Source organism: Micromonospora tarensis (assembly GCF_016803395.1).
GTDB lineage: Bacteria > Actinomycetota > Actinomycetes > Mycobacteriales > Micromonosporaceae > Micromonospora > Micromonospora tarensis.
Map to the genome: position 1 here is coordinate 1 of NZ_JAEVHL010000527.1, position 1088 is coordinate 1088.

Here is a 1088-nt window from a genome sequence, read left to right on the forward strand (position 1 = left end):
CGAGAATGCAAGGGGGTGTGTCCCGTGTAAGGGCGCAACCGGCGACGTTACCGCCCCTGGTAGCGGCCTGGTAACGCTTGACGGGAAGCCCCGGACGGTGTGGTGGGGGCAAGGTCGCCTTGCCCCCGGGCGGCGAGGCGAGGGCGGAGGGGTCGGCGGGGAGCACCTGGTCCTGGTCGACGTCTGCGGTCCGCGCTGGGCACCGCCCCCGCAGGAGAGACCCCCGGAGGGTCTTTGTCGTCGACGGTGGCGGGCCCCGTGGACCGGGCGGTGCGCTGGCCAGACTCCGGGTTGCGGCGGTCGGTGTCGGGGTCGGCCTCTACACCGACACCGACACCGACGCCAAGGCACGTCGCGGCACGGAGGTCAACGCCGGCCGGCGATGTCCGCTGGGGGAGATTGAGAGGAACTCCCTCCTTTCAGGAGGGAGTCTGGCTTTCACATCGCCCTACAGAAATCTGTCACAGGGCGGTTGACCTGCGCTGTGAGCGGCCATGTTGGCCCGCCGGTGGTTGCTCGCCGACGACCGGTCAACGAAGCCCCCATGGAACCCCCTACGGAAGGGGTCGACGCTGTCGAAGTCAGAAGGTGCTGTCACTGGCGGCCCGGCGCTGACAGATCGCCGGTTCGGGCTGAGAGATGCGGGTTGACCTGCCCTGTGAGTCGCTGTGAGCTGGCGTGGGCGGGGCCGCTCGGGGCGGTTGCACCAGTGAGCGCGGTGGCAGGTCGTCAGAGGTTGTCCTTCTTCCACTGCTCGGCGGCGTCGTCGCAGATCATCGCCGTCTGCACCATGGGCGTCCAGGTAGCGAGCAGGTTCATCAGGTCCACGATGCCGGCGGCCGCGACGGTCTCGCCCATTCCGGCCGGGTGAAACTCGATGTCGAGCAGGTACTTCGGGCTGCCGGCGGCAGCCTTCTGACCGGGCCGGCTGGGATCCATGTTGTCGCCCCAGACGGTGATCGTGACGGCGCGCTCGTCGCCACCGGGATGGAACTGGGTGGCGCGGGCATAGCCGGCCTTGTTCAGATCGCCGTCGTAGCTGCCATTGCAGTCGTCGGAAACCGGGTGCTGGCAGGTGCTCCACGTGC

The 1088-nt window shown here is 68.8% G+C and carries 1 protein-coding gene; it reads right to left on the minus strand.

The features are described from left to right. Window positions 1–729: 729 nt before the first annotated feature. Window positions 730–1088, minus strand: a 359-nt coding sequence (locus JM949_RS36120; RefSeq protein ID WP_203152493.1) for a hypothetical protein, incomplete at its 5' end; no start/stop codon positions are given.